This window comes from Chelativorans sp. ZYF759 (genome assembly GCF_012911015.1).
Classification (GTDB): domain Bacteria; phylum Pseudomonadota; class Alphaproteobacteria; order Rhizobiales; family Rhizobiaceae; genus ZYF759.
Map to the genome: position 1 here is coordinate 66,517 of NZ_WVVV01000014.1, position 22,046 is coordinate 88,562.

Consider the following 22,046-nt stretch of genomic DNA (forward strand, 5'->3'; position numbering starts at 1 on the left):
AGGCGGCAGGAGTCTTCAGATCCTGCGCGGCCTGCGGGGCTGTCCCATCTCGCAGTCCAGTTCCTTTCGCTTCCAGCCGCCCAGATCGGCGGCCGCCTCGTAGGTGCTCTGCAGGAAGGCGAGGAGCATCGCCTCGGGGTCCCTTGCCTCGCGAACTGCATCGTAGGGCAGGATGAATTCGCCGAGCTGGCCATCGAAATAGGCGGCCTCGGGCATTGCCCGTGCCTGGGCAAACCCCTCCGGCGCAGGATAGGCATAGGAATAGAAGGCCGGGAAACCGCTCCCTGCGCCGGGCCAGAAACCAGCCGAGGAAACCTGGTGGCTGTATGCTTCCCGGGTGATCTCGTCGGGAAGGGCCGGAATGCCGCCAGCATGAAGCGGCGCCACCTCGCCCGAAAATCTTGTGACGGCGAGGTCGAAGGAGCCCCAGAAGAAGTGGACCGGACTCGCCTTGCCCAGGAAGCCGGTGCGGAAGCGCTTGAACGTGCGGTCGATCGACACGCAGGCGCGGAAGAAGCGGTTCACCGCATCACGGTCATAGGCGCGCAGGCGCGTGTCATCGGCGAAGCGGATGCCGTCGGCGATTTCGCTCGGGCGAGCGCTGAAGCGGCTGGACAGTCCGAGTTCATCCAGCAGGGCGATAAACCGTTCGTGGAAATGCCGCACGGACATCGGTTCCAAATCGAACCCGCCATCGCCGCCGGCGGCGGTAAAGGCGCGCACCTTGTGATCGACGAGATCGAGAACGATTTCCGCATCCTCGTTGCCATCGGGGACAAGTCCGGTCGTGAGCCCCCGCGCGCTCACATAGAGCGTCGCCTGCCAGGAATGGTTCTGCCAGGGCGTGTTGGCCAGGCGGTACTTTCCAACGATCTGGCTGAAAAGATGAAGCGCCTCGCAGCTTTCCCGCCACGCCTCGTAGGGTATTGCAGGCCAGGCTCCGTTCATGGGCGTCACATTCCGCTCGCTGGACCGATCCGAAAACAAGGAAAGCACTGGGATCGCTCCCAGTGCCTCCCTGTTCAGATCGACATCCGCTCGCCAGTATGCCCGAAGGCAGTCCGCCGCGCCGGACCCCGAACCTGACCGGTCTTCGGTTCCGCCAACCCCAAGGGGATGGCTTGCCTCGACCTTGCTCCTTCGCCCGAAAGCTGGGGAGTTTGCCATCGAAGAACGTCCGGCCTTCATGGCAGCATCGGCTGCGGCGCGGCCGAAGCCGCAACCAGCAGTTCCGCGGGATACCTGGCGATCGGTTGGCGGGCGAACCCACGGCCCCGATCGGGCCAGCACGGTCCCAGGAACTCTTTCAAGTCTCGCTTTCGGCTTGTTCCCCGTATCCGCTGGGGGCCTTTGGCTCCTGAGATGATTGAAGCCTATGCCTCTTCCCTTGCGTCAGCAATGTGCGCAAGCCTGTGGATAGTGTGAATAGCGTGGATCAGCGACCGCACTGCGAAATGCAATGGACTAAGCGCGGCCGGCCCGCATCGGGAGCAGGACGGCGACTGCCGCGATGACAGCCAGGACGATGCCGGTGACGCGCGGATCGAAGTAAGTATGGAATGTAAGGCTCGCGACATTCGTGATGGCATGGATCAGTGCGGCGGCGAAGACGCTCTTGCCTGCGTTGTTGTAGATCCACACGATAATGAACCGGATCGCCACGACCCAGAGCGTCCACCAGGCAATCCACTCCAGCGAACGACCCACCTGCAGCAGCGGTATCCAGTGCCAAGCAGCCGTCGCCAGACCGAGGACAAGACTGGTGGCCAGTGCGGAATGACGCGCCTGAAGTGCATCGGTTGCATAGCCTGTCCAGCCCAACTCCTCGCACTCTGCCGCAATGAAGAACACCACGAACATCATGATGGCGACGGGTATGTGAAGTTCGGGGGGTGAAGGTGGCTGATCCCAAACCGCGATGATCAGGAAGGTGGCGGCCGTCGCGAGCGGCATCAGTAGAAGTATTGGCACAAACCAGTAATGCGGCCGGATGCGGCGGCAGTCGAATGCCCGCCTCCAGAGTGCGGCAACGCCACGGCGGCCGGCTTGGCGATAGACAAGGATGGACGCGGCCGCCACGGGGCAGAGAACCGCGAGCGCGCTGAAGGGCACGCCCGGCGCGAACCGCAGATCGACAAATGCGTTGGCCAGCCAGAATGGAAGGGAGAGCAGGGTAACGAGCAGAAAGAATTGCAGCGACGACGGCTTCACTGGCACCTCCCTTGCTGCCTCCACCTCAAATCCTGATCACATACTCCTTGCGCGTCGTCTCGCGAACTTCCCAGCTTCCCTTGAAGCCCGGCCGCAGGACGAAACTGTCGCCTGCGCGGACCGTGCGCGCCTGCCCGCCCTCCTCTTCGATCACCGAGACACCGGACAGGATGTGGCAGAACTCCCATTCGTCATACTCGATCCGCCACTTGCCGGGTGTCGATTCCCAGATGCCGGCAAAAAGGCCGCCTTCGGCCTCCTCGACATTCCATGTTCGGAAGCGAGGATCGCCGGAAATCAGGCGACCAGGGGCAGGACCGCCCTCCACCGGCTCGATGCCGTCGGCGGCGATGGTCAACAGGAGAGGCATAACGGGCTTCCTCGAAAACAGCCGATCCGCCAGGGGTTTGGCGGATCGGCTTCACGGGGTGATTCAGGCCTTGGCCAGCGCCTGCTCGAGATCGGCGATGATGTCGTCGGCATCCTCGATGCCGACGGACAGGCGGATCACGTCCGGGCCGGCGCCGGCGGCGGTCTTCTGCTCGTCGGAGAGCTGGCGGTGGGTGGTCGAGGCCGGGTGGATGATCAGCGACTTGGTGTCGCCGATATTGGCCAGGTGCGAGAAGAGCTCCACGCCCTCGACGACCTTCACGCCGGCATCGAAGCCGCCCGTCAGCCCGAAAGTGAACACCGCCCCGGCGCCCTTGGGCGAGTATTTCTGCATCAGGGCGTGGTTCTTGTCCGATGCCAGGCCCGGATAGGAAACCCACTTGACCTTGTCGTGCTTCGACAGCCACTCGGCGACCTTGAGCGCGTTGTCGCAGTGACGCTGCATGCGCAGCGGCAGGGTCTCCATGCCGGTCAGGATCATGAAAGCGTTGAAGGGCGAGATGGAGGGCCCGAAATCGCGCAAGCCGAGCACGCGGCAGGCAATGGCGAAGGCGAAATTGCCGAAGGTCTCGTGCAGGACGACGCCGCCATATTCGGGCCTCGGCTCGGACAGCATCGGATAATTGCCGGATTTCGACCAGTCGAAGGTACCGCCGTCGACGATCACGCCGCCCATGGAGTTGCCATGGCCGCCGATGAATTTTGTCAGCGAGTGGACGACGATATCGGCGCCGTGTTCCAGCGGGCGCAAGAGGTAGGGCGATGCCATGGTGTTGTCGACGATGAGTGGCAGGCCGTGTTCACGGGAGACGTCGCCGATCTTTTCGAGATCGACAAAGGTGCCGCCCGGATTGGCGAGGCTTTCCACGAAGATCGCGCGGGTGCGCTCGTCGACGAGATCGGCCATGGAGGCCGGGTCGTCCGTATCGGCCCAACGCACCTCCCAGCCGAAATTCTTGAAGGCGTGGCCGAACTGGTTGATCGAGCCACCATAAAGCTTCCTCGCCGCGATGAAGTTGTCGCCCGGGCGCATCAGCGTGTGAAAGATGAGCAACTGGGCGGCATGGCCCGACGCCGTGGCGAGCGCGGCCGTGCCGCCCTCCAATGCCGCCATGCGCTCCTCCAGCACCGCCTGGGTGGGGTTCATGATGCGGGTATAGATGTTGCCGAAGGCCTTCAGCCCGAACAGCGAGGCCGCGTGGTCGACGTCGTCGAAGACGTAGGACGTGGTCTGGTAGATCGGCGTGGCGCGCGCGCCGGTCGCGGGATCTGGCTGGGCACCGGCATGGACGGCGAGCGTGTTGAAGCCAGGGGTGCGCTGGGACATGGATTCTCCTCCTGCATTGTCATCGACTGCGGCGGGCATTGATTGCAGAGGCCGGCGCCAAAGGCAAAGAAGATCGTTGCCGAAATCGACCCCGAGACAGCGCTTCCGTTCTAGCGCTGCCTGATGCCGAAGCTCTGGAAACCCTGCCGCATGACCGGCTTGCGCGAGGACAGGACGCCGCTGTTGACGCCGTTCCAGCCGATCTCGCCGGACAGCCGCGCATATTCGATCTTCGGGCAGCGGTTCATCACCACCCTGATGCCGGCCGCCTCCGCCTTCGCGGCGGCCTCGTCGTGGCGAACGGTGAGCTGCGTCCACAGAACCTTCGGCACGGGATCGAGCGCAAGCATTTCGTCGACGATGCCGGGCAAGGCTTCGGAGGCGCGAAAGAGGTCGACCATGTCGATGGGGACCGCCACATCGGCCAGGCGCGCGACCACGGGACGCCCGCAGATTTCCTTGCCCGCCTGCCCCGGATTGACCGGGTAGACCTCGTATCCCTTGTCGACCAGATATTTGAGGACGAAGAAGGAGGGCCGGACCTCGTTTGCCGAGGCGCCCACGATGGCGATCGTCTTCACCTCGTTCAGGATGCCGGAGATGTAGGAATTGTCATAGGTGTCGTGGTTCATGCGGGCAGCGAAATTCGCCCCTCCTCGTCGATGGGGAAGTCGGGATTGTGGGCGACTTCCCACAGATGACCGTCAGGATCGGCGAAATAGCCGGATCGTCCACCCCAGAAGGCCGTGGTCGCCGGCTTGACGATGCGGCCCCCGGCCTGAGCGGCCGCATCCAGAACCGCATCGACCTCAGCAGCCGACCGGGTGTTGTGGGCAAGCGCCAGGGAAGAAGCGGCGGCCGGTCCCATCTCGATGCCTGCGTCGCGCGCCAGGTCCTCGCGCGGAAACAGAGAAAGGATCACGCCACCCAGCTGGAAGAAGGCAACCCCATCGGTGAAGCGCTGGTGGCGCTTCAGTCCCATTGCCTCGTAGAAGGCGGTCGCACGGTCGAGGTCGTCGACACCGAGCGTGACGATAGAGATGCGTGGCTCCATCAGGATTTCTTCCACTCCGGCCTTCGCTTCCCGAAGAATGCGGCAATCCCCTCTTCCGCGTCGGCGGCGAGCATGTTGTCGACCATCGCCTTTGATGCGTGATCGTAGGCGGCCGCCACGCCCATCTCGCTCTGGGCCTGGAAGGTGTGCTTGCCGAGCTGGATCGCGAAAGGCGATTTGGCGGCAATGGTTTGGGCGTATTTGTCCACGATCTGATTCAGGTACTGTTCCGGGACCACCCGGTTGACCAGCCCGTACTCGCGGGCGCTGGCGGCATCGACCATCTCGCCGGTCAGGAGCATTTCCATGGCGTGCTTGCGATGCACCTTGCGCGAGAGCGCGACGGCGGGTGTCGAACAGAACAGGCCGACATCGATGCCGTTGACGCCGAAGCGTGAACGGTCGGTCGCGATGGCGAGATCGCAGGAAGCGACCAACTGGCATCCGGCGGCTGTCGCGATGCCGTCAATCGCGGCGATGACCGGTTTTGGATGGTTCACCACCGACTGCATGAGACGCGCACACATGGCGAAGGTTCGCTCGAAGAACGCCCTGCCGGCGTCCGGATCGCTGCGGTGAGCGTTCATCTCCTTCAGATCATGGCCGGCCGAAAAGACCTTGCCGGGTCCGGCCGCGAGAACGATCACCCGCACCTCTGGGTCACCGGCCGCGGCGTCGAGCGCAGCCTGCAATGCCTCCATCACGGCGATGGACAAAGCGTTGGCCGGCGGGTTGGAAAGGGTGATGCGGCAGATGCCGTCGGAGCTTTCCGCCACCACGGGCTGATGCGGCTCATGCGCGGTCGGTACAGTCAGATTATCGGTCACGCCATCATCCATTTCCTGCCATGATGAGGCAGACTAGAGCATATGACGCATATTGGGAATCAGGTAGCGTCGCTTACTGGCACACGGATTGCGGCAGCCAAGCCGAGATCTCGATCGTCGTTCCCTCCCCGCCGCGGGAATTGGGCCAGTCATATTGCCTCGTCGCGGCACGAACCAGGCCATGATCCGCGAAGAACTCTCCCCCCGGCCCGATCGCCAGGGCGCCGGTTACTTCAAGCGCCCCGACATCGACCCACGGCGATCGTCCCGCTTCGAACTGATCGAACCATTGTGCCCGTGTCGGAAGGGTACTCGCGACGATGGCGGCAGGCGACTCGCCCCCAACGACGCCAAGGGGCAATGGCGGCAGGCAGTGTGCCTCCAGTCCCTCGTCCCAGACATCCTGGGCGGCATTAACCAAGGGGGCGGCCGGCATCAACGGCGTCCATTCCATCGGCCGGCCGTCGGCCCTCCAATAGGCCGCCTGCCGTTCGAGCGGATAGACCAGCATGATGACGAGCACGGCGCCGAGCACCAGCACCTCGCCGCCAGGCCGAAAACGCATTGCCCCCCAGCGCCCCCTCATGCCGCGCGACAGCAGCCATGGCGGCAGAAACAGGAAGTTGACGAGAAGCCAATGATCCTTGATGTCGACGCCCAGCACCAGCGCGCCGAGTGCTATCACGAGGAGCGGCCCGAACGAGGCCACCGCCAGCATCGTCTCGAGACGGCCTGCCTCTTCGTCTGCGGGCTTTGGCGCGCCCGCGATACCGAAACGAACGGCAATCCATGGCAGAACCAGCACCCCCAGCGTTGCCCCGATCACCACCAGCGGACCCATCAGATGATCCGACCAGCGGCCGGAATCCAGACCCGTGCGCTCCACGATGAAGTCGCCTGCCTCCGACCCGCCGGAAAAGAATGTCCGCCAGAGCGTCGGCGCAACCAGGGCCGCAAAGAGCACGAGCGACGCCGCCAGGTGCACCGGCCGCAGGCGCGACCGCCAGTATGGGTCGATCAGCACGAGGAGGCCGAGGCACGCAGGTATCAGGACGAAGGTGAACTTCGACAGGAGGCCGCCGGCAGCGGCGACAGCCGCCAGCAGCCACCAGCCGATTGACCCGCGTGTCAGCGCCCGCCACGTGCCGAGCAGGAACAGGGCCGCGAACGGGTATTGCGCAATATTGGCATTCCACTGCGGCAGGTGGACGCCGAAATAGAAGACGAGACCGGACAAAACGACCGCGATGAAGGCGAATGTCCGGTCATGCACGTCACGCAGCAGGGCATAGAGGGCCAGTTGCGCTGCGACGAAGGCGAGCGCGGAGACCAGATAGACACTTGGCAGCCAGCCACCCGTCGCCAGAAAGGCGATTTCCTGGAGCCAGACCTTCATTGGCGGATGGCGATAGAGGCCGAGCGGCCATTCGCGCCCCCAGGCACTCTGTTCCACCACGTCGAGCGGCAGCCCGGCATTGGACCAATATGGGATGAGCACCCATGCTCCCGCGTAGAGGAGCAACCACAGATGGACGCCGTAAGGACTGGCCGCAAGCCTGTTGAGAATCATGACGCCTCTGGTTGGCCCTTCTTGCATCCGCCAGCGGGTTTACCGACGATAACCGGCGAGTCGGTTGCAGAAAGGTTCAAGGCCGACTTAGCTTCTGCCCGCATGGGGTTCAAGGCGGCTGGTTTTTCGGAGGGGCCGAGGTGGCGCATGCGCTGGCCACGCGCGGCAAAGGGAGGTGCGCATCTCATGAACAAATCCGACCTGGTTCCTCTCATGTCGGCCGAAGAGGTCAATGCGTTGCTTGGCCGCGTCTATCCGCAGCTAAACGACGATTTCGCCGATTATCGGGCAACGGACGTGTTTGCCGGGGGGTGCACGGTGCGGCTGATGGCGGGCGAACGACACCTGCGGCCGGGCGGCACCGTATCCGGCCCGTCGCTCTTCACGCTCGCCGACATCGGCGGCTATGTGTGCGTCCTGACCCATGGCGGGCCGGACGTCCTGTCGGTCACCACGAACCTCAACATCAACTTCATGCGCAAGGCACCGGCCGGCCCGATCGACGGCCATTGCCGCATTCTCAAGCTCGGGCGCAGCCTGATGGTGTTCGAGATCGACATGGTGGCAGGTCCCGACGGACTTACCGTGGCGCATGCGACGGGGACCTATTCGATCCCCCCGAGGCGCGGGTAGCGGACGGCAAAACAGGCAAAAATGCCAACAGCTGTGTGGTAAAATCTTACCGTTTTCGTAAGCTATTGTTTTTGCTTCATATTTGCGCTTCCGTTCCAGCATTTGCGTGTTGACGCTCGGTTCTCGCTCCCCTACAAGCACCTCCTGAAGCAGCGGCCCGTGGGTCGCCGTTTTTTCTTGGCCGGGCAAGTTGCACGGACAAGTCAAGCAACAAGAAACGCCTTCGCCTGGCGAAGGTCCCGGATTAAGGCAGAAACCATGAAGACATTTTCGCAGAAGCCTGCGGACGTGACGAAGAAGTGGGTGCTGATCGACGCGCAGAACGTTGTCGTCGGCCGCCTCGCCACCATCGTCGCCAGCCGCCTGCGCGGCAAGCACAAGCCGTCCTTCACCCCCCATGTCGACGATGGCGACAACGTCATCATCATCAATGCCGACAAGGCGGTGTTCACCGGCCGCAAGCTGACGGACAAGAAGTATTACTGGCACACCGGCCATCCCGGCGGCATCAAGGAGCGCACCGCGAAGCAGATCCTCGAGGGTCGTTTCCCCGAGCGCGTGGTCGAAAAGGCCATCGAGCGCATGATCCCGCGCGGCCCGCTTGGCCGCCAGCAGATGAAGAATCTCCGCGTCTATGCCGGCGCCGAGCACCCCCACGAGGCTCAGCAGCCCGAGACGCTCGACGTCGCGGCGCTGAACCGCAAGAACACAAGGGCCTGACAACATGGCTGAACTGAATTCCCTGCAGGACCTCGGCACGGTCCAGGACGCGCAGCCGGCAGCCCCGGTCCACGTCCAGAAGCTCGACGGTCATGGCCGCGCCTATGCCACCGGCAAGCGCAAGGACGCCATCGCCCGCGTCTGGGTGAAGCCCGGCTCCGGCCGCATCATCATCAACGACAAGACTTTCGACGCCTATTTTGCGCGTCCAGTCCTGCAGATGGTGCTGCAGCAGCCGATCGTGGCGGCCAACCGCAATGGCCAGTACGACATCATCGCCACCGTCACCGGCGGCGGGTTGTCCGGCCAGGCCGGTGCCGTTCGTCATGGCATCTCCAAGGCGCTGACCTATTTCGAGCCGGAGCTGCGCGCCGTGCTCAAGAAGGGTGGCTTCCTGACCCGCGATAGCCGCGTTGTCGAGCGAAAGAAGTACGGCAAGGCCAAGGCCCGCCGTTCCTTCCAGTTCTCCAAGCGCTGATTGCGTCACGGATTTCGGAACATGGAAAGCGGGCCTTCGGGCCCGCTTTTTTGTTGCCCCGATGTCAGGCTCGATTGATAGGTTCGTTACCGGAAAGGATACGGAACATGCCCACGAAATCCATCGACAACGCCTTTACAGCCCGCGCAATGACGGGCGCCGCCAGCGATCCGACCCACGCCGGCGCGCTGTCCTTCATGCGGCGGCGCTATACAAAGAACCTGAAGGGTGCGGATGTCGTCGTGTGGGGAATTCCCTTCGATGCCGCCGTCTCCAACCGGCCCGGCGCGCGCTTCGGTCCGCAGGCAATCCGGCGTGCCTCTGCGATCTTCGACAACGATCCGCAGTATCCGTTCGACCGCGATCTCTTCGATGAGCTGGCGGTGATCGACTATGGCGACTGCCTGCTTGATTACGGCAACCACCAGAAAACCCCGGCGACCATCGAGCGCGAGGCAGTGAATATCCTCAAATCGGGCGCCTTTCTGATCACGCTCGGCGGCGACCACTATGTCACGTGGCCCCTGCTCAGGGCGCATGCGGCCAGGCACGGCAAGCTCGCGCTCGTCCAGTTCGACGCCCATCAGGATACATGGCCCGACGATGGCAAGCGCATCGACCATGGCTCCTTCGTCGGCCGCGCGGTGCGCGACGGGGTGGTCGATCCCGGCCGCTCGATCCAGATCGGCATCCGCACCCACGCACCGGAGGATTGCGGAATCCGCATGATCTACGGTCATGAGGTGGAGGAGATGCGGGCCTCCGAGATCGCAAAGACGATCCTGGAGCATGTCGGCGATGCGCCCTGCTACATCACCTTCGACATCGACTGCCTGGATCCGGCCTTCGCGCCGGGTACCGGAACGCCGGTGGCGGGCGGGCCATCGTCGGCCAGGATGCTTTCGACACTGCGCGCGCTGGGCGGGCTGAACATGGTCGGAGCCGACATCGTGGAGGTGGCGCCGGCCTATGACCATGCCGACATCACCGCCATCGCTGGCGCATCGGTGGCGATGCACTATATCGGGCTCGTTGCGGAAACACGGACGCGCCGCGGCTGAGACTCCGATTCAACTGCCTGACGGCCAGAGTCTCGTTCAGGCCTCAACCTTCTGATTTTGCGAGAGATTGTTTTCGACCATGAAACCCAGGATCTTCATCGACGGCGAGCACGGCACCACGGGACTGCAGATCAGGGCGCGGCTTTCGGGCCGCGACGATCTCGACATGCTGTCGATCCCGGAGGCCGAACGCCGCAATGCCGGATTGCGGGCCGAGATGCTGGCGGAGGCCGACGTGGCGATCCTGTGCCTGCCGGACGACGGCGCCCGCGAGGCCATCGCCATGCTCGACGGCAACAATTCGACGCGGCTGATCGACACCTCCACGGCCAACCGGGTGAACCCGGACTGGGCCTACGGCTTTGCCGAGATGGACGAGGGGCAGGAAAAGGCGATCGCCACGGCACGTTTCGTCGCCAATCCGGGCTGCTACCCCACGGGCGCGATCGCGCTGATCCGGCCACTGGTGAAGGCCGGCATCCTGCCGGCCGACTATCCCGTCACGGTCAATGCGGTTTCGGGCTATTCGGGCGGGGGAAAGCAGCTGATCGCGCAGATGGAGCAGGCCGACCATCCCGAGCATGTCGCCGCTCCGCATTTCCTCTACGGGCTCTCGCTCACCCACAAGCACCTGCCGGAGATGCAGCTTCACGGGCTGCTCGACCGCGCGCCGCTGTTTTCACCCAGTGTCGGGCGTTTCCACCAGGGCATGATCGTGCAGGTGCCGCTTCATATCGGCGACCTCAAGGGCAGCCCGAATCTTGCCGACATCCATGCCGCGCTGGCAGCACATTACGGCGATGGGGGATCGGTGGAGGTCGTGCCGCTGGCGGTCTCGGCCGCCCTGCCCCGTGTCGATCCGACGGAACTGAACGACACAGACCGGATGCAGCTCCATGTCTTCGGCACCGAGGGCAAGGGTCACGCCAATCTGGTCGCCGTGCTCGACAATCTTGGCAAGGGCGCCTCGGGTGCGGCCGTCCAGAACATGGAGCTGATGCTGGCCGGCCGGGCCTGAAGGCCGGTCAGCTTGCCCGCACGATGGCCGTCTGCGGCGGGTAGGCGCCCGTCGCGGCGCGCCAATGCGCCACCGCAAACCCCAGCACGACGATGGCAAAGGCGTGATGGGCAAGCGCAAGGCCGAATGGTACCACGTAGACCAGCGTCAGGATGCCCAGCGCCGCCTGTCCCAGGATGAGCACCAGAAGCACGGTGGCGCGGCGGGCATGGGTGCTGCCCGGCTCTCTGCGCCATGTCGTGTAGACGTGCCAGGCCGCGATCAGCAACAGCAGATAGGCGCCCGTGCGGTGCATGAACTGGACCGTGCGCGAATTCTCGAAGAAGTTCAGCCAGGCCGGCGTCATGGTCATGAGCTGGTCGGGCAGCATGCGCCCGTCCATCAGCGGCCAGGTGTTGTAGATCATGCCTGCATGGAGACCCGCGACCAGCGCGCCGAGATAGATCTGCACAAGCACGAGAATGGCGACAAAGCCTGCCATCTGTCGCGTGTCAGGGCGCGACGGCGGCGCGGAATGCGGTGCCAGGCCGCGCGCCACCCACATGATGGACGCAAAGATGATGCAGGCGAGCGTCAGGTGCACGGCCAGCCGGTACTGGCTGACGCTGACGCGCTCGCTCAGGCCAGAAGCGACCATCCACCAGCCGATGAAGCCCTGCAGGCCGCCGAGCGCCAGAAGGACGAGGAGCCTGGGCTTGAGGTGGCTCTCAAGCCGGCCGGTCAGCCAGAAGAAGGCGAGTGGCAGAGCAAAGACCAGACCGACGCCGCGGGCCAGCGCGCGGTGGCCCCACTCCCACCAGAAGATCACCTTGAACTCGTCGAGGCTCATGCCCCGATTGATCTCCTGATATTGCGGGATCTGGCGATACTTCTCGAGTTCTTCCAGCCATTGCGCCTCGGTCAGCGGCGGAATGACGCCATGGATCGGCTGCCATTCGGTGATCGACAGGCCGGACCCGGTCAACCGCGTGGCACCTCCGACGACGAAGAGGGCAAAAAGCACCAGCAACACCACGTAGAGCCACCAGCGCACGAGCGCGCGATTGTGGGCCTCCCGCTCACGCGAGGCCAAGGGAGCCGCATCGACCGCAACTGTGACCATTCCGATTATCCAACACTCATCGAGGTGCCGACCACTTGGCCCAGTAAAGCGTTTTTATCAAGGACACCGGTCGCGCGACATGCCGTCGCGCACGGCTGGCGGGTTCGTGATTGCCCCTTCGTCCGCCACGCTCTATTTGCTTGTCTGAAAAGGAAAAGCGAATGCCCGTGCGCCTCAAGATTTTCATCGGGACCTTCATCCTGGTCACCCTGGTCGTCATCTACGCGATCGTTGCAACGGCAGTCGCCGTCGCCCAGCTGGCCGAGTCCGGACCCGTGGTCCACCTGCTCTATTTCTTTCTGACCGGCTTCCTGTGGGTGCTGCCGGCGATGGTGGTGGTGAAGTGGATGCTGACCGAGCCGAAGGGCAAGAAGCAGCGCCTCACACAGTGACCAGCCGCTTGCGGCTTTCGGCCAGCACGGTCAGGCCGGACAGCATGGTACGGACATAGCCGATCTGCTGATAGCGGCCGTTGACGGACAGGCGCGGCAGGGCATGGAGATGGTTCCGGTGTTCGGCCTGAAGCATGCCGTGGCGCGTGGTGACGGCCGACGCGAAGCCCGCCTCGCGCACCATGCGAACCTCTCGCTCGCCGACGGCTTTCTCATAGCCGTAGGGATAGGCGAAATGCCGGGGCGAGGTGCCCGTCTCGATGGCGATGATGTCACGGCTGGCCGCGATCTCGCGCTCCGCATCTCCCAGAGCCAGACGGCGCAGATTGTAGTGGTGAACGGTGTGAGCGCCGATCGTGCCCAGCGGATGGGCGGCGATACGCCTGATCTCGTCCCAGTTCATGATGTCGGAACATCGTGAGCGAGCGACAGTCGAACGTCCAGGCGCCATCAGCTCGGCCAGCCATGCCTGCTGGTCCTGCTCGGGCACCTGCGTCGTCAGGTAGTCCTGCAGATGGCGCGCGGCCTCCCGCTTGCCCTCCGGCGTTGCGCAATCGAAGGAGAACTTGCCGTTGTCGGTGAGGTAGACCAGCCAGTCGCGCCGGGTGACGATCTCCTCCACCATTTCCCACCACAGGCCGACGCGACCTTCGGTCAGGGCCGGCGCGACGTAAATCGTGAAGGGCGTGCCGTGTGCCTCGAAGACGGGGACAGCGTGGGTGAGGTTGTCGAGATAGCCATCATCGAGCGTGATCGTCGCAAAACGTGCCTGCGGACTCCCGCGTGAAACGCATTCGACTGCCTCGTCCATGGAGACGAAGGTGTAGCCCATGCGCTTCATGGTCGTCAGCACCGTGTCCAGAAATCGGGGCGTGATGGTGAGATGCCTGTTCAGACCGAGTTCGGTGGCCGGTTCGTCGTTGACGCGATGCAGCATCAGGATCGTGCCGATTCCCGACAGACTCGGCGCCACCGCAGAGGCCAGCCCGGAATAGTGGGCCGCGTTCATGAACAGCTTGCGAGCCAGTTCCCGCCCGTCGAACATTCCTTCACCTTTTCACGCTAGAAGAGTTTCCGTCCGCGATACCCGCCGGAAAGCGCGGACAACATCAATTGTCGGCCCGAAGGATTGAGACATGGTTGACGGATCGGCGGTCCTGCACGCGGACAGGAACCAGACCACGTCCATAACGGCGCAAGCCGCGGCCTCCCGCCTGCATGGATTGGTGGAGCCGTATGGTCCGGAGGCCCTTTCGCGATATAGACAGATTGCAGACAGTGGTATTGCCGGCCATTCCCAGCAGACCCTGTGGATCGAAAGCTGGATGGAGGCGGTCCCGACGAAGGGCCTCATCCTGACCATCTTCGAGGGCAGCGATGCCATCATGGCGTTGCCTCTCGAGGTCGCCGATACCCATTCCATCCGACGCGCCCGCTATATGGGCGGCAGCCATGCCAACGGGAATTTTCCCGCCTGCGTACGCGGTGCCAACGCGCCGGCTGCCGCTGAGCTGAGGCAGGCCATCGCGGCAGCCCTCGCCGCCAGCCGCCCGGACATCGATGCCCTGGTTCTTGAGCGGCAGATGCGCTCGCTTCAGGGAATGTCCAATCCGCTGGCCGTGCTGGCGCACCAGACGAGCCCCAATATCGCGCTTGCGGTCAATCTCGACGACGGCTTCGAAGGCGTTCTGGCCAAGCACAACGGGAAGAAGCGCCGCAAGAAGCACCGCTATCAATCCCGCAAGTTCGAGGAAGCCGGCGGCTTCCGCTTCATGAGGGCCCAAACCCCGGAGGACGTCGACCGGCTGTTCTCAGCCTATGCCGAGATGAAGGCCATCTGGTTCCGGAAGAACGGCCTGCCCGACGTCTTCGCCGGCGAGGAATACGGACGCTTTTTCCGAAACCTGTTCGCCCGCGCCCTTCAGCAGGAAGAACCAGACTTCTACCTGGAAGCGCTGGAGGTTGCTGGCGTCGTTCGCGCCGTATCGGGGTCCAGCCGGGTCGGCGACCGGGTCGTGTGCGAGTTCGGCGGCATCGCCGACGACGACATGACGCCCTTCAGTCCCGGGGAGTTCCTGACCTTCGAAAGCATCCAGGCCGCCTGTCGGGACGGCAACACCGTCTACGATTACGGTGTGGGCGACGAACACTACAAGCGCCACTGGTGCGACGAGGAGATCCATCATTTCGACGTGGCGCTTCCCCTCTCGGCCAAGGGACGCCTCTATGCCGGCATAAAGAAGCCGTTCACAGCGTTGAAGCGTCAGGTCAAGTCGTCTCCGCGGTTGAACAGGCTCGTGCGGCAGTTGCGCGGACGCGTGGGCCGGGAAGCAGAGCACAAAGACGCGGAGTGATGGAGGAAGCGGCGCTGCGGGTCAGCGGCGCCAGGTCTTTCAGGCAGCGCGCCGCCCATGCGGCTTCGGCGACCGGACATCCACGGGTGTCACCACCTTGATGTCGATGAACCCACCCGATTCAAGATCACGTATCGCGGAACGGACAGCCTCGTCCTCGGGCTCCGTCGCGCCCAGCATGACCACGGTACCCGCGCCCGCCACGCGCTTGATGCCGCTGGCATTGGCCTGGCCGCATTCCACGATGACGAGATCATAGGCGGTCTCGAGCGACGCCAGGATGATCGGCAGCCGATCGATGGCACGCATGGCCTTTGCCACGTCGGCCGTCCCGGCAGGGATAATGTGGCATTCGGAGTAGAGGTCGGCATGGATAACCTCCGAGAACTGCGCCTCCGAGCACAGCAGATTGGTAACCCCCGGCAGATTTTCCTGTTCGAGCATTGCGAGTCCAGCGGCTCCGGAGCGTGTCAGATCCAGGAAGACGACGCGCAAGCCTGCATCGGAGGCTTCGCGGGCTACCATCACCGAGGCGGCAACCCCTTCGTCCCCCTCGGGAGATACAAAGGCGGCCCGGGCGATCTCGCCAGCCAGAAGGATCCGGGCGGCCACCCTCGCGGAGAGCCCGTCTTCCTCTGCGTCTTCCACACCGGGATCGATCTCGGACCGATCGGCGTCCGTCGACGCCACTGGCGTCATCACGACGTCCTCGACGCGCTCGAACATGCGGCCGGGCGCGGCAGCCAGAGCCCTGCCGCTGAAGAGTTCACGCAGCAGGATGCCGAGCACGGCAAGCATGAGCGCACCCGCGAAAGAGGCGCCCACGATCGGCACCGGCTTCGGGAAATAGGGTTCCGCCGGCGGCATGGCGCGCGCGAAGACGCGGGCGTCGACCGGCAGGTAGTTGCGCTCGAAACGCGAGGACGCCTCGCGATGGCGGGTAAGGTAGGATTCCAGCAATTCGCGCTGCGCCGTGGCCTCGCGCTCCAGCGCGCGAAGCTCGACCTCGCGCTCGCTCGACTCCGCGGAAGCGGCCTTGAGCTGGTTGAGTTCGGCGGTCAGCTCCTGCTCGCGCCGCAGGGCGGACGCACCCTCGCTTTCCAATGCCTGCAGGACCTTGCGTCCCTCCTCGCGGATCTGCCGATCGAGATCGGCCAGCTGCGAGCGCAGCGAACGGATGCGCGGGTGGTTTTCCAGCAGCGTCGTCGAGAGATCGGCAATCTCGGTATTGATCTGAATGCGCCGTTCCACCAGCCGCTGGACCAGCGGCGAGGAAAGGACTTCGGGCATGGCTTCGACGGAACCGCCAGTGTCGAGCGCGGCCCGAACGTCCTCGGCCTTCGCGACCGCAGCCGAGCGTTCCGCTCGCACACGTGAGAGTTCGGAAGACAGTTCCGACAGCTGCTGAGAGGCCAGCGTGGCGTTGTTCTGCCCGAGAAACAGATTGGAGCCCGAGCGGAAATCAGCCGCGCGTGCTTCGGCCTCGCGGACCTGGTCGCGTAGCTCCTCGATCTCGGGCGCAAGCCAACCGGTCGCATCGGTATTGGCGACGAGCTTGGCCTCGCGCTGAATATCGAGATAGGCGTCGGCGATCGCGTTGGGCACGGCGGCCGCCAGCTCGGGCTGGCGTGAGGAGAATTCAATGACGATCACACGCGACCGCTCCACGCGGTAAACGGTGAGCTGCTCCCGGACCGCCGAGATGACACGCTCTTCCGCCGGCTGACCGTTCGTATTGGAGGCGAGGCCAAACATGGCGAACAGGCTGCGCAACAGGGAGCTTCGAGGAGCGAATTCCTCGTTCGAGGCCAGGTCGAGTTCACGCACCACGCTGCGGAGGATGTCTGAAGATGAGACGAGTTCGACCTGGGACGTCACGCCCTCTTCGTCGAGAATGGGGCGGTCGGACTCCGCCGAGAGACCGGGCCTCGTATAGACGGATTCGCGCGTCTCGATGAGAATACGGGTCGCCGCCTTGTAATGCGGCGCGGCCAGCATGGCGAATGCCAGGCCCGCAAAGGCAGCGATCAGGGCGATCGCCAGGATCACCTTCCAACTGTCGACAATGGCTCGCCAAAGCCTGGCGAGGTCGACATCCACGTCGCTGACAGTCGGGTTCGTGCCCTGCATTTCAATCCACTCCGGTGCAGATGGAGCGGAAAGTAAACGGCCATGGTAACCACGAGGTTAAGGATCGGCTCCTCTGCCCGCATCGTTTTCGATACTTGACCGGTCAAGAACGCCTTTACCAGCCATTAACCCTAACGGAGCGATAACGGCGCCAGTGCTCCTGGCCGCCCTCCCCTGATCGAGGAATGTTGTAACGCCATGAAGAAATCCGTCGCCGCCATCACATTGTTGAGCGTGGGCGTCATCCTGTCCGGCTGCAGCAGCTACAGGCCTGCGCCGAACGCCTTTCACGAGGCGATCACCCAGCCCTACATCCTCGACGCCGGGGATCGGGTGCGCATCACGGTCTTCGAACAGGATTCGCTCAGCAACGTCTACGCGGTGGACCAGGCGGGATACATCTCGTTCCCGCTCATCGGCGCGGTGCCCGCGCGCGGGCATACACTCGAGCAGATCGAGGCTCACATGGCCGCAAGGCTGAGCGACGGCTTCCTGCGCAATCCCGACATCAGCGCCGAGATCGAGCGCTATCGGCCCATCTTCATCATGGGCGAAGTCGGCGCGGCGGGCCAGTACACCTTTGTGCCGGGCATGACCGTACAGAAGGCAATCGCGGCGGCTGGCGGCTTCAGCCCGCGCGCCCATCAGGGCAGTGCCGACATCACGCGCGAGATCAACGGGGATGTGATGACCGGACGCGTCCCCATTTCCGATCCCGTGCTGCCCGGCGATACGGTCTATGTCCGCGAAAGGCTGTTCTGAAAGGTGCCCCCTCGCCCGCTTCGCATCGTCCACTGCTTCCGCTCGCCCGTCGGCGGGATTTTTCGCCATGTCCGCGATCTGGCCGAAGCCCACGCAGCCGCGGGCCACGAGATCGGCATCGTGTGCGATTCCTCAACGGGCGGCGAACTCGAGGAGCGCTATTTCGAGAGCATCGCCGACTTCCTGGCGCTCGGCGTCTACAAGGTGCGCATGCAACGCCATATCGGGCCCGGTGATCTGGGCGCGGCGTGGCGCACCTATGGCGCCATCCGCCGGATGGCACCGGACATCCTGCACGGGCATGGCTCCAAGGGCGGCGCATATGCCCGACTCTTCGGCACGGTGATGCGCGCGCGCGGCCAGAAGGTGGCCCGGCTCTATTCCCCGCATGGCGGAGTGCTGCATTATGATCGCAACCTGATGGGGCGTGGCCTCTTCTTCCTCGAACGCCGCATGGATCACCTGACCGACCACATGATCTTCGTCTCGAAATACGAGGAGGACATGTTCGAGGCGAAGATCGGCCGGCCGAGGGCGCCCACGACGATCGTCTATAACGGCCTGCGGGCCGGCGAATTCGAGGATGTCGTGGTCGCGCCGCAGGCTGCGGACTTCCTCTATATCGGCATGATGCGCGACCTGAAGGGTCCCGACATCTTCATCGACGCCCTCGCGCAGGCATCAAAGATCGCATCACGGCCGGTCTCCGCGGTCATGGTGGGTGCCGGCGACGATCTGCCCAAATACCGCCATCAGGCCGACCGGCTGGGGCTGACAGCCCAGGTGACGTTTCGCGACCCGATGCCCGCCCGGCAGGCCTTCGCGCTGGCGCGCAACATCGTGGTGCCCTCGCGCGCCGAATCCATGCCCTACATCGTTCTTGAGGCTCTGGCGGCGGGCAAACCGATGATCGCCACGGCGGTGGGCGGCATTCCGGAGATATTCGCCGGCCGCACCGATCTCCTCATCCGACCCGATCCCGCCCAGATGGCCGCGCGCATGGGTGAGGTCCTGGCCGACGAGGCGGGCTATGCGCAGCGCATGCCACCGCGCGAGGAACTCCGGCAACGCTTCGGCGCCGACGTGATGGCGGGCGAGATCGAGGCGATATATCGCCAGTACGCCTAGCATCCGGCCTTTCCCATCAAGGGTTTCTTAGTGGCTTTCCGCTATGCCGTAGGCAGCCTGCGAGAACCCATATGAACAAGATCGACACGCCGCACAGCTTCACCGCCGACGCGGTTCGCGCGCACAAGGACGGGGAACCGCCCAAGGAGGCGGGAGGCAAGCTGAACCCCACCGCCCTGCAGATCGCCAGCCAGTACCGGCGAGACACGATGTCGCCGGTCATGGTCAGCGGGACGCTGCGCCTGGCGGAGTTCGCCCTGCTGGTACTGGCCGGCATCGGCGTCAGCCTCTGGTATGTGGGCGCGCCCGTGGCGATCAGCCTGCAATATCTGGTGACGATCCTCTCGGGCGGGGCAATTGCCGTCATCCTGCTGGAGCTGAGCGACGGCTACCGCATGTCGTTCCTGCGCAGGCCGGGTGCCAAGCTGGGCAGGCTGACACTGATCTGGGCGGGAACCCTCGCCCTGATCGCGCTGGCGGCGTTCTTTCTGAGAATTTCGGAGGACTATTCGCGCGTCTGGTTCGCCGGCTGGTTCGTCACCGGCCTGATGGCGCTGATGGTGCTGCGGCTGGTGATGGCACGGCTGATCGTGCGCTGGGCGCGCAACGGCACGATGGAACGGCGTGCCGTCATCGTGGGGGGCGGCAAGGCCGCGGAGGCCCTGATCCGCTCGCTGGAACGCGAGCCGGCCAACGACATCCGCATCTGCGGCATCTTCGATGACCGCGACAACACGCGTTCGCCACCGGTCGTGGCGGGATATCCCAAGCTCGGCACGGTGGAGGAGCTTGTCGAATTCGCCCGCATGGCCCGTATCGACATGCTGATCGTGTCGCTGCCGCTGTCGGCGCAGGCGCGTGTGCTGTCGATGCTGAAGAAGCTTTGGGTGCTGCCGGTCGACATACGCATGTCGGCGCATTCGAGCGAATTGCGATTCCGCCCCCGGGCCTATTCCTATATCGGCTCGGTGCCGCTGCTCGACATTTTCGACAAGCCGATCAACGACTGGGACTCGGTCGCCAAGCGCGTATTCGACATCGTCTTCAGCCTGCTGGGCATCATCCTCTTCTCGCCGGTCATGCTGGTCACCGCCATCGCCATCAAGCTCGACAGCAAGGGCCCGGTTCTGTTCATGCAGAAACGACACGGCTTCAACAATGAAGAGATCAACGTCTACAAGTTCCGCTCCATGTATGCGGACCAGTGCGACCCCACGGCCAAACAGGCGGTGACGAAGGGCGATCCGCGAGTGACACGCGTCGGCCGGTTCATCCGCAAGACATCGATCGACGAGCTGCCGCAGTTCTTCAACGCGCTGAACGGGTCGCTTTCGCTGGTCGGGCCGCGCCCGCACGCCGTCGCCGGCCAGACGCGCAACAGGCTCTACCACGAGGTGGTGGATGGCTATTTCGCGCGACACAAGGTGAAGCCCGGCGTCACCGGCTGGGCCCAGATCAACGGATGGCGCGGCGAGATCGACAGCGACGAGAAGATCCGCATGCGCACCGAATACGATCTCCACTACATCGAGAACTGGTCGCTGCTCTTCGACCTGAAGATTCTCTTCCTGACGCCGATCAAGCTCCTGAAATCGGAAAACGCCTATTGAACGGGAACGCCCATGCATTGCCGGCAGAGATCGTCAACGCCAAGCTGATCTCGATCATCGGCACGGCGGCGGTCTTCTTCGGCGTGTTCCTCTCCGGCTTCGTCATCAACGAACCCGCTCCCTATGAGCTGTTGATGGCCGGCCTCATCGGCGTCGCCTTCATCTGCGGGCTCAAGATCCCGGCATCGATAGCGCCCCTCCTCATGCTCCTGATGCTGTTCGTCATCGGCGGCATGATCGCCATGACGCAGATGGCCGACATCAGGGACACGCCGCTCTATCTGGCCGTAAGCTTCTTCCTGTCGCTGACAGCCGTGTTCTTTGCCGCCGTCCTGGTCGCCCGGCCGGATCTCTTCCGCGTCATCTTCCTGGCCTGGACCCTGGCGGCGATGGTGACGGGACTGCTCGGCATGCTGGGCTATTTCGGCCTGACCGGGGGGCGCTTCACGCTCTACGACCGGGCTGCCGGGGCCTTCAAGGACCCCAACGTCTTCGGCCCCTATCTGGTGCTGCCGGCCACCTATCTGTTCCATCGGCTGATGACCGGAAACCCGCTCAAGATGCCGCTTTATGTGGGCGCGATCCTGTTCCTGTCGCTGGCGATCCTGCTTTCATTCTCGCGCGGCGCCTGGGGGCTCTACTTCTTCTCGCTGGCAACTGTTGCCGGCGCGCTGTTCATCCAGAGCACGAGCGGGGCGTTCCGCCTGCGCATTGCCGTGATGGCAGTCATGGCCGGCCTCGTGATCGGCATCGCGGCGATGGTAGCCCTGCAGATACCTGCCATCGCCGACCTCTTCGTGCAGCGCGCGCAACTCGTCCAGGACTATGACGGCGCGCGGCTCGGGCGCTTCGCGCGCTATACGATCGGATTCGAGCTTGCGATGGAGCGGCCTCTGGGCATCGGTGCGCTGGTGTTCGGCCGCATGTATGGCGAAGACACGCACAATATCTGGCTGAAGACGCTGCTCGACTATTCCTGGCTGGGGTTCGCCGCCTATCTGACACTGATCGTCTGGACGATCGCGGGCGGCTTCCGCATCCTGTTCCGCGACCGTCCCTGGCAGCCCTTCCTGCTGTGTGCCTACACGGTCCTGATCGGACATGTTCTGCTTGGCACGGTGATCGACACCAATCACTGGCGCCATTTCTACATCCTTCTGGGCATCATCTGGGGCGCCATGGCGCTGGAGGCGCGGCACCAGCGTGCCGCCGCTGCCGCCAGCGCCTGAGCACCGCAGACAACAGCACTTTCTGCCGACACAAAAAAAGCCGCCGGTCG

General features: G+C 64.1%; 22 protein-coding genes. 11 read left to right on the top strand and 11 right to left on the bottom strand.

What is annotated here, in order from left to right; genetic code table 11:
* Positions 1-15: 15 nt before the first annotated feature.
* The 8 genes from GRZ55_RS18635 to GRZ55_RS18670 form a co-directional block, all read right to left on the bottom strand.
* Positions 16-948, bottom strand: a complete 933-nt coding sequence (locus tag GRZ55_RS18635) for a DUF5996 family protein (protein ID WP_169288463.1) — start codon at positions 946-948, stop codon at positions 16-18.
* 516 nt (positions 949-1,464) lie between these two features.
* Positions 1,465-2,211: a CPBP family intramembrane glutamic endopeptidase gene (locus GRZ55_RS23480; RefSeq protein WP_169288464.1), complete on the bottom strand. Its 747-nt coding sequence runs from the start codon at positions 2,209-2,211 to the stop codon at positions 1,465-1,467.
* 25 nt (positions 2,212-2,236) lie between these two features.
* Complete coding sequence (locus GRZ55_RS18645; protein ID WP_169288465.1) at positions 2,237-2,581, bottom strand: cupin domain-containing protein; 345 nt, start codon at positions 2,579-2,581, stop codon at positions 2,237-2,239.
* A gap of 63 nt (positions 2,582-2,644) precedes the next feature.
* Complete coding sequence (locus GRZ55_RS18650) at positions 2,645-3,928, bottom strand: O-acetylhomoserine aminocarboxypropyltransferase (RefSeq protein ID WP_169288466.1); 1,284 nt, start codon at positions 3,926-3,928, stop codon at positions 2,645-2,647.
* Positions 3,929-4,038: 110 nt separating this feature from the next.
* A complete protein-coding gene (locus GRZ55_RS18655) occupies positions 4,039-4,560 on the bottom strand; it encodes a CoA-binding protein (RefSeq protein WP_169288467.1) in 522 nt (173 codons plus the stop codon).
* Entirely contained in the window at positions 4,557-4,982 is a 426-nt protein-coding gene (locus GRZ55_RS18660; RefSeq protein WP_169288468.1) for a VOC family protein, read from the bottom strand. The genes GRZ55_RS18655 and GRZ55_RS18660 overlap by 4 nt, the downstream gene beginning before the upstream one ends.
* On the bottom strand, positions 4,982-5,797 hold the full coding sequence (locus GRZ55_RS18665) for an enoyl-CoA hydratase (RefSeq protein ID WP_246734873.1): 816 nt from the start codon (positions 5,795-5,797) through the stop codon (positions 4,982-4,984). Before GRZ55_RS18665 ends, GRZ55_RS18660 begins: the two co-directional genes overlap by 1 nt.
* Positions 5,798-5,882: 85 nt before the next feature.
* Complete coding sequence (locus GRZ55_RS18670) at positions 5,883-7,379, bottom strand: glycosyltransferase family 39 protein (protein ID WP_169288470.1); 1,497 nt, start codon at positions 7,377-7,379, stop codon at positions 5,883-5,885.
* Positions 7,380-7,565: 186 nt separating this feature from the next.
* On the opposite strand from GRZ55_RS18670, the gene GRZ55_RS18675 reads away from it, so the two are divergent.
* From GRZ55_RS18675 to argC, 5 genes are all read left to right on the top strand, one after another.
* Entirely contained in the window at positions 7,566-8,012 is a 447-nt protein-coding gene (locus GRZ55_RS18675) for a PaaI family thioesterase (RefSeq protein WP_246734868.1), read from the top strand.
* Positions 8,013-8,270: 258 nt separating this feature from the next.
* A complete protein-coding gene (rplM, locus tag GRZ55_RS18680; protein WP_169288472.1) occupies positions 8,271-8,732 on the top strand; it encodes a 50S ribosomal protein L13 in 462 nt (153 codons plus the stop codon).
* Positions 8,733-8,736: 4 nt separating this feature from the next.
* Complete coding sequence (gene rpsI, locus GRZ55_RS18685; RefSeq protein ID WP_169288473.1) at positions 8,737-9,210, top strand: 30S ribosomal protein S9; 474 nt, start codon at positions 8,737-8,739, stop codon at positions 9,208-9,210.
* A 107-nt stretch (positions 9,211-9,317) separates the two neighbouring features.
* Entirely contained in the window at positions 9,318-10,271 is a 954-nt protein-coding gene (speB, locus tag GRZ55_RS18690; RefSeq protein WP_169288474.1) for an agmatinase, read from the top strand.
* Positions 10,272-10,350: 79 nt separating this feature from the next.
* Complete coding sequence (gene argC, locus GRZ55_RS18695) at positions 10,351-11,289, top strand: N-acetyl-gamma-glutamyl-phosphate reductase (RefSeq protein WP_169288475.1); 939 nt, start codon at positions 10,351-10,353, stop codon at positions 11,287-11,289.
* A 7-nt stretch (positions 11,290-11,296) separates the two neighbouring features.
* Here argC and GRZ55_RS18700 read toward each other — a convergent pair whose 3' ends face one another.
* Positions 11,297-12,391: a COX15/CtaA family protein gene (locus tag GRZ55_RS18700; protein ID WP_169288476.1), complete on the bottom strand. Its 1,095-nt coding sequence runs from the start codon at positions 12,389-12,391 to the stop codon at positions 11,297-11,299.
* Positions 12,392-12,552: 161 nt separating this feature from the next.
* On the opposite strand from GRZ55_RS18700, the gene GRZ55_RS18705 reads away from it, so the two are divergent.
* A complete protein-coding gene (locus tag GRZ55_RS18705) occupies positions 12,553-12,783 on the top strand; it encodes a DUF2842 domain-containing protein (RefSeq protein WP_169288477.1) in 231 nt (76 codons plus the stop codon).
* On the opposite strand, the gene GRZ55_RS18710 is transcribed toward GRZ55_RS18705, so the two are convergent.
* Entirely contained in the window at positions 12,773-13,828 is a 1,056-nt protein-coding gene (locus GRZ55_RS18710; RefSeq protein WP_169288478.1) for a polysaccharide deacetylase family protein, read from the bottom strand. The genes GRZ55_RS18705 and GRZ55_RS18710 overlap by 11 nt on opposite strands.
* A 91-nt stretch (positions 13,829-13,919) precedes the next feature.
* On the opposite strand from GRZ55_RS18710, the gene GRZ55_RS18715 reads away from it, so the two are divergent.
* On the top strand, positions 13,920-15,137 hold the full coding sequence (locus GRZ55_RS18715) for a GNAT family N-acetyltransferase (protein WP_169288479.1): 1,218 nt from the start codon (positions 13,920-13,922) through the stop codon (positions 15,135-15,137).
* A gap of 39 nt (positions 15,138-15,176) precedes the next feature.
* Here GRZ55_RS18715 and GRZ55_RS18720 read toward each other — a convergent pair whose 3' ends face one another.
* Positions 15,177-17,267, bottom strand: coding sequence for a GumC family protein (locus GRZ55_RS18720; protein WP_169288480.1), 2,091 nt, complete (start codon positions 17,265-17,267; stop codon positions 15,177-15,179).
* A gap of 198 nt (positions 17,268-17,465) precedes the next feature.
* Here GRZ55_RS18720 and GRZ55_RS18725 point away from each other — a divergent pair, with 198 nt between their 5' ends.
* The 4 genes from GRZ55_RS18725 (at position 17,466) to GRZ55_RS18740 (ending at position 21,996) form a co-directional block, all read left to right on the top strand.
* Positions 17,466-18,029, top strand: coding sequence for a polysaccharide biosynthesis/export family protein (locus tag GRZ55_RS18725; RefSeq protein WP_169288481.1), 564 nt, complete (start codon positions 17,466-17,468; stop codon positions 18,027-18,029).
* 3 nt (positions 18,030-18,032) lie between these two features.
* On the top strand, positions 18,033-19,157 hold the full coding sequence (locus tag GRZ55_RS18730) for a glycosyltransferase family 4 protein (protein ID WP_169288482.1): 1,125 nt from the start codon (positions 18,033-18,035) through the stop codon (positions 19,155-19,157).
* 71 nt (positions 19,158-19,228) lie between these two features.
* Positions 19,229-20,767 (top strand): undecaprenyl-phosphate glucose phosphotransferase, encoded by a 1,539-nt coding sequence (locus tag GRZ55_RS18735; protein ID WP_169288483.1) that lies wholly within the window; start codon positions 19,229-19,231, stop codon positions 20,765-20,767.
* Entirely contained in the window at positions 20,764-21,996 is a 1,233-nt protein-coding gene (locus tag GRZ55_RS18740; RefSeq protein WP_169288484.1) for an O-antigen ligase, read from the top strand. Before GRZ55_RS18735 ends, GRZ55_RS18740 begins: the two co-directional genes overlap by 4 nt.
* Positions 21,997-22,046: the final 50 nt, after the last annotated feature.

What these genes read in the sequence shown, in the direction of transcription:
- GRZ55_RS18635 (WP_169288463.1), bottom strand. Translation starts at nt 948, where the DNA reads ATGAACGGAGCCTGGCCTGCAATACCCTACGAGGCGTGGCGGGAAAGC.
- GRZ55_RS18645 (WP_169288465.1), bottom strand. Translation starts at nt 2,581, where the DNA reads ATGCCTCTCCTGTTGACCATCGCCGCCGACGGCATCGAGCCGGTGGAG.
- GRZ55_RS18650 (WP_169288466.1), bottom strand. Translation starts at nt 3,928, where the DNA reads ATGTCCCAGCGCACCCCTGGCTTCAACACGCTCGCCGTCCATGCCGGT.
- GRZ55_RS18655 (WP_169288467.1), bottom strand. Translation starts at nt 4,560, where the DNA reads ATGAACCACGACACCTATGACAATTCCTACATCTCCGGCATCCTGAAC.
- GRZ55_RS18660 (WP_169288468.1), bottom strand. Translation starts at nt 4,982, where the DNA reads ATGGAGCCACGCATCTCTATCGTCACGCTCGGTGTCGACGACCTCGAC.
- GRZ55_RS18670 (WP_169288470.1), bottom strand. Translation starts at nt 7,379, where the DNA reads ATGATTCTCAACAGGCTTGCGGCCAGTCCTTACGGCGTCCATCTGTGG.
- GRZ55_RS18675 (WP_246734868.1), top strand. Translation starts at nt 7,566, where the DNA reads ATGAACAAATCCGACCTGGTTCCTCTCATGTCGGCCGAAGAGGTCAAT.
- rplM (WP_169288472.1), top strand. Translation starts at nt 8,271, where the DNA reads ATGAAGACATTTTCGCAGAAGCCTGCGGACGTGACGAAGAAGTGGGTG.
- rpsI (WP_169288473.1), top strand. Translation starts at nt 8,737, where the DNA reads ATGGCTGAACTGAATTCCCTGCAGGACCTCGGCACGGTCCAGGACGCG.
- speB (WP_169288474.1), top strand. Translation starts at nt 9,318, where the DNA reads ATGCCCACGAAATCCATCGACAACGCCTTTACAGCCCGCGCAATGACG.
- argC (WP_169288475.1), top strand. Translation starts at nt 10,351, where the DNA reads ATGAAACCCAGGATCTTCATCGACGGCGAGCACGGCACCACGGGACTG.
- GRZ55_RS18700 (WP_169288476.1), bottom strand. Translation starts at nt 12,391, where the DNA reads ATGGTCACAGTTGCGGTCGATGCGGCTCCCTTGGCCTCGCGTGAGCGG.
- GRZ55_RS18705 (WP_169288477.1), top strand. Translation starts at nt 12,553, where the DNA reads ATGCCCGTGCGCCTCAAGATTTTCATCGGGACCTTCATCCTGGTCACC.
- GRZ55_RS18710 (WP_169288478.1), bottom strand. Translation starts at nt 13,828, where the DNA reads ATGTTCGACGGGCGGGAACTGGCTCGCAAGCTGTTCATGAACGCGGCC.
- GRZ55_RS18715 (WP_169288479.1), top strand. Translation starts at nt 13,920, where the DNA reads ATGGTTGACGGATCGGCGGTCCTGCACGCGGACAGGAACCAGACCACG.
- GRZ55_RS18720 (WP_169288480.1), bottom strand. Translation starts at nt 17,267, where the DNA reads ATGCAGGGCACGAACCCGACTGTCAGCGACGTGGATGTCGACCTCGCC.
- GRZ55_RS18725 (WP_169288481.1), top strand. Translation starts at nt 17,466, where the DNA reads ATGAAGAAATCCGTCGCCGCCATCACATTGTTGAGCGTGGGCGTCATC.
- GRZ55_RS18735 (WP_169288483.1), top strand. Translation starts at nt 19,229, where the DNA reads ATGAACAAGATCGACACGCCGCACAGCTTCACCGCCGACGCGGTTCGC.